This window comes from Candidatus Vampirococcus lugosii (genome assembly GCF_018420025.1).
GTDB classification, from domain to species: Bacteria; Patescibacteriota; Gracilibacteria; order Absconditabacterales; family Absconditicoccaceae; genus Vampirococcus; species Vampirococcus lugosii.
The window spans coordinates 1-5,576 of sequence record NZ_JAEDAM010000066.1 but is presented as its reverse complement, the minus strand read 5'-3'; the positions used below and the strand labels follow the sequence as shown (position 1 = coordinate 5,576).

Genomic DNA, 5,576 nt, shown 5'->3' with positions numbered 1-5,576 from the left:
TTTATCTTCAAAACATAATCAGCAAATTTGGCAGTGTTTTTGGTGTGGTATTCTTCTCATACTACTACCATACTATCAGCTGTTATCTTATATTCTCTTGCGATGTTTGATTCATCCCATCAAGATTTTTTAAGATTTGGCTCTATATGTTTTGATTTTGTGTCAGCTTCTGTATACATTTTTATTTTTGATTAGAAAGTAAATTTGCAGTTTCAAATATATTTGTAAGTATTCATTTTCTCATATTTTGTAGATATTTTTGATTGCTTTCAGCTTTATTTTTCATCCTTTGATAATATATAAATGCTTTTTCAAGTATAGCTACTATTTCTTGTTGAGTTTCAGTGTCAGGGTATCAGTTTTTGTAAGGAATTGGGATTTTTAAAGATTTCAATATTTTAAAATGTCTTTGATATCATTCTATTTCTCATTTTTGCATATATATAAAATAATATACATATTTATAGTTTATATTTTTAATGAAATACAAATTCTTTAATCAATCTCATGATGGTATAAATTCAAAATCAATATATTTAATATTAAATGTATGATCTCAAAAAGCTAATAAAGGAAATTCTCATTTAAATAATTTTTCTTCATTTGTAGAATATCAATTAATATAATCATCTCATTGTGAAATAACTGGATATTTTCAAGAATTTAAAATTTCATTTTCTTTAATTACATCAAATTTATATTTTTTTCTTTTTTTATTATCTATAATATTTTCTATGCTTTTATTCTTCTCCCACTCTACTCAATTAAACTTTTCTTTCAAATATGCTTCATCAAAAACCCCTTCAAGTATACTTTTCCATAGATTATCAATCAAGTTTCACTTCATCACTGTATCTTTAAAATTTCTTTTTTGTTTATCTTTTTCTAATTTTTCAAGTTTTGCTATCTTTTCATCATGTTTTTTCAATATATCTTCAAAATTTGTATTCAAAAAATTCTTATCAATCACATCTCATCATCATCTTTTTTGATTTACACTTTGAAAAATCAACTGCAAATATTTATCTGCATTATCAAGTTTATCAAAACAATTATCAATAAAATTTGCTATTTTTTGTTGGGCATTAATGTCAGGTTTTCAGTTTTTTGTAAGGGATTAAAAAACTTATTTTTTTAACTTTTTCATTTGTTGCTTTATTGTCCCAATCAAATCATTTTTTTTCAAATTCTCATATCAATGAATAATAAATATATTTGTAATTAAAATATTTTTTTATTTCACTTAATGTAAATCATAAAATTTCTTCACTTTCTTTATCTTCTTTTTTATCTTTATCACCATTTCTAATTTCTTCTTTAAATTTCAATACTCAAGCATCTGATTTTATTGCAAATTCTTCTTCATTTCTATAAAAAATCATTCCTGTAGCATTTGCTGTCCAAGATAGACATCCTCAATTATAAATTTGTTCATTTTTCAATTTTTCTTTTTTTACATATCAAGATATTTGATTATTTGCTAATCAACTTGATAAATATGGTATATATCATTTTTGTTTTTCATTTGAAATATATTTTTCTAATTTACTTCAAAAACTTGTTTTTTTAAGTTCAAATATATTCCATATACTAACCTCCCTCCACTCAACATTTTTAATCAAATCTCATATATTTTGTTCCATTTTTTAAAGTTTTATATTAATTAAAATAATTTTTTACAGAATCTTCAAACTGTTCAATAAATATTTTTTTTAACAATGAAATATTATTTTGTTCATAAAATAGTATTATAGCTTTTTTATACTCTATAATATCAACTGCTCTATAAGATAAAGAAATACTATCATAAGCTAACAGTATTGCATTTGAAAGCATCCTTGAAGTTCTTTTGTTCCCATCTTCAAAAGCTTGTATATATGCAAGCAATATTAAAATTAAAAATGATTTTTCAAAAAATGATTCTTTATAATTTATAAGTTCAGCTGTTTTTTCTAAAGCTTCTTTTATTTGAAATTCATTATCTAAAGGTTTATATTTTGTTCAAGTTATTCAAACTGGTGATTTTCTTATATTTGTTTTTACTCATAGATTTTTTATCAAAACACTATGAATATATTCTATATCTTGATATTTTAGATCATAAAAAGCAGTTTTGTTTTGTATAACCTCATTGAAAGCATCTTTATGATTTAGTATCATCTGTGTTTCTTCTGGAGTTTTTGTACTATCAGGTATATTTTCTTTAAGTAGTGCTTCTGTTGCAAGTAAAGAATAAGTATTTCACTCGATAGCAGATGATTTCCAAGAAAATTCTATCATTACTCTTTCAAACTCTTTATTTATCAAGGTTTGACTATCATATTGTGAAAAATTTTTAATAAATTGATTTTGTAAATTTTCTAGTTTTTCATTTTCTTTTTGATTAAAAATATCAGTTTTTAAAATGTCAAAAATATCAAAATTAAAACTTTCTATAACATCTCTATCTTGATAAGCAATATCAAAATATTTTTGAGTATCTATGTTTTCAAAAAGTTTGTTTGTATGGGAAAATTCATAAAAAGTTGATTTTAAAGTTCATTTTTTAATAATTTGTTTTTCTTCTACAAGTTTGTTTAAGTCTCTTTGTATCGTTTTTTTATCTACTTGAAAATCTTCTATCAAATGTGATAAATCAGAAATTTGAACTTTTTCATGATTTTTGATATACTCTAATATTTTATTTCTTCTTTCTTTTATTAAGCTCATTTTTTTAATTTATTTTTAAACTATAATAAGTATATAATTTATAAGACACTTTTCAAGTATTTATAGGACATTATTTTTATTAAAAATTCTATTTTAACTTATAATAAAGGCATTTATTATGAGACATAATTATTTTTTTATAAGACATTTCATTAAAATAATCCATCCAAATACAAGTATTTTTTTATACCAAATCATTATCTTTTAAAAGTTTTTTAAGATTTTCAAACTCTTGTGTAAATCAAGTATTTCCTTTATTTATCAAAGATAGATTTTCATCTACTGACAAAACTATATCTTTTTTTTCAAAAGGATTTTTTGGTGATATGTCATAATTATTATTTTCAAAGTATTCCAAAGGTACTACCCACCTATCAAAATTTTGATTTGTATCTTCTCAAGCGATATTAAAAGCATCTATATCTTTTTCATCAAGATTTTTATCAAAAATATCAACTTGTTTCATATCTTCAAGTATAGATTCCATATCTTCAAGAGGAAGTAATTTTTTCTTAGTATATTTTCAATTTAGGTTATAATAAACTACATTTTTTGTATTTCATCATTTTTCAAATATCATACAAACTGTCTTGATTCCTGTTCACATCTGTGCAAACACTCAAGCTGGTAAACTTATGATATATTTTAACTTATTTTTTTCAAAAAGTTTCTGTCTTATATCTGCAAAAAGTCCCGTTGCAAAAAGTATCTGTCCGTCTGGAAGTACTACTCAAGCTTTTCAGCCATTTTTCAAAGTTTTCATGATATATTGAAGAGCAAGTCATTCTGTAGCTGATGTAGGATATTCATAATGTTTATATACTTGAGATGCTTCTTTCCCTCAAAATGGGGGATTTGTCAATATTACATCATATTCTCAAGTTATATTATTTAGATCTTGACCAAAAGTATTTGCAAGGTTTATATTTGGTTTTAACACTCCATGAGTTATCAAGTTCATCATTCACAAGATATATCATTCTTGTTTTTTCTCTTGTCAAAACAAACTATTATCAGCAAGTTTTTTTTGTTCTTTTGTAGATAAAGTATCCCAATTAGATTTTTGTTTTAGATATTCAAACGATTCTACCAAAAATCATCAACTTCAAGTAAATGGATCTTTTATCTTTTGTCAAACTTGAGGATCAAGAGTATGTATCAAAAATTTAATTACTGACCTTGGAGTATAATATTCTCAAGCCCATCATCATTCATTTCACATCTTGGCAAGTATCTCTTCATAAGCATGAGAAAGCAAGTGGGAATCAACAAAATCTTTTTTATTTATCTTATCTACAATATCTACAACATCTATCAAATTATATCAACTCAAGATTTTTGGTTGCACCAAAGTATTAAATATTTGAGCAATTTTTGTTCCATAATCTCCAGAAAGCAATTTCAAATAAGGGAAAAGTTTTCATCTTACAAAATCAAGCATCTTTTCGGGATTTTTTCTATATTCTTTATCATGAGCCCAAGATGACCAATGATATTTTTCTTCTATTACAAAATGATAATCTTGCATCTTACTTGCTGATATATCATCAAAGATATTTTCTATTTCCTCAAAAAGTTTTAAAAATAATATCCATGATATTTCAGTAATATAATTTTTGGATCATACTCAATCATCTCTTCTAAGTATATCACAAGCTTTTTTTATCTCCGCACTTGAAAGTTGTTCTTTTGTCATTTTTTAAAATTTAATTATAAATTATAAATTATAATAAATAAAATTTAAATTTTTTCAATCAAAAACTTGTTAACAAAAAATTAGAAATTATTTTTGCATAAAATCTTTAAGTATTTCTTCTTTTTAAACACTATAATCAGCAAATTGATTTTTTTATTATTTTATATAATTTATAAAATCCTCACTTTCCAAAAATTCAATAAAACCTTCTTTTTCTATATCAAAATAAATATTTAAAATGTTTCTTGTTTTTTAAATATTTTTAATATAAAAAATATAAAAATTAGACAATATTACAGGTATAATTAAAAGTTTAATTTTACTTTAATTTTTTTCTTTTCAATTTTATTTTCAAATTCAAAATCAAATTTTTTATCTAATTTAAAGTTTGTTTTTTTGTAATAATTTTTTAATTGATTTATTCATTTAGAGAATCTTGAGTTTAGTTTTTTAAAATAATTTTCTGTTTCATTATCTGCAAAAGCCCCATATCAAATATGAGTAACAGAATTTTTTTAAAATAAAAAAACCTTTTTTCAAAGAAAAAGATTTTATATCTGTATACATTATTTTTGTATTTTTTTATATATTTAAAATAAAATCAAAATTATTATATATAACAAAAATATTAAATCAATAGAAAATTATCCTAATCTTCTGCACCTAAATTAGAGAAAAGAGTGAATTTTGTTGATTCTGTAGGTGATTTTGTTGATTTCTATTTCGGAAAAATTTTCAATTATGTAATATATATTCAACTACTGCAAACAACACTAGTTTATATTACATATTAGAATTATTAATAGAATTATAATTATAAAGTATTTCATATTTATCTGAAAATTTAAAAAAGATTTTACATTTTGAATATTTTCATAATTTTTAAACAAAAAATTGAGAAATAAAGTAATTTAAATCACTAAATCTCTCAATTTTATAAAAACAAAATTTCTTTATTATCTATAGATAATATTATTGATTAATTATTTCTGGACGATAATTTCTTTTCTGCCATTCAAAAAACTTTCCACCTGTTCTAAAGTCGTCTTTTTCAACACATATAAAATTATATCTATGTATTGTTCAATTACCAACATCTATATCAACAACAGCTTCTTGTCTATGTTCTTTACAACTTGGAAGACTATGTCTAGGAACTTTACACCATGGT

General features: G+C 22.4%; 5 protein-coding genes. All 5 read right to left on the bottom strand.

Features of this window, described 5'->3' with window-relative positions; genetic code table 25:
- Positions 1–181: 181 nt before the first annotated feature.
- Complete coding sequence (locus VAMP_RS04350; RefSeq protein ID WP_213349719.1) at positions 182–1,012, bottom strand: restriction endonuclease subunit S domain-containing protein; 831 nt, start codon at positions 1,010–1,012, stop codon at positions 182–184.
- Positions 1,013–1,085: 73 nt separating this feature from the next.
- On the bottom strand, positions 1,086–1,643 hold the full coding sequence (locus VAMP_RS04345; RefSeq protein WP_213349717.1) for a restriction endonuclease subunit S domain-containing protein: 558 nt from the start codon (positions 1,641–1,643) through the stop codon (positions 1,086–1,088).
- 16 nt (positions 1,644–1,659) lie between these two features.
- Positions 1,660–2,709: a Fic family protein gene (locus VAMP_RS04340; protein ID WP_213349715.1), complete on the bottom strand. Its 1,050-nt coding sequence runs from the start codon at positions 2,707–2,709 to the stop codon at positions 1,660–1,662.
- Positions 2,710–2,893: 184 nt separating this feature from the next.
- Positions 2,894–4,405 carry a class I SAM-dependent DNA methyltransferase gene (locus tag VAMP_RS07130; protein WP_213349713.1) on the bottom strand — a complete coding sequence of 504 codons (1,512 nt, stop codon included), beginning with the start codon at positions 4,403–4,405 and terminating at the stop codon, positions 2,894–2,896.
- Between the two features lie 972 nt (positions 4,406–5,377).
- On the bottom strand, positions 5,378–5,576 hold a 199-nt coding region (locus tag VAMP_RS04330), incomplete at its 5' end, for a hypothetical protein (protein ID WP_213349711.1).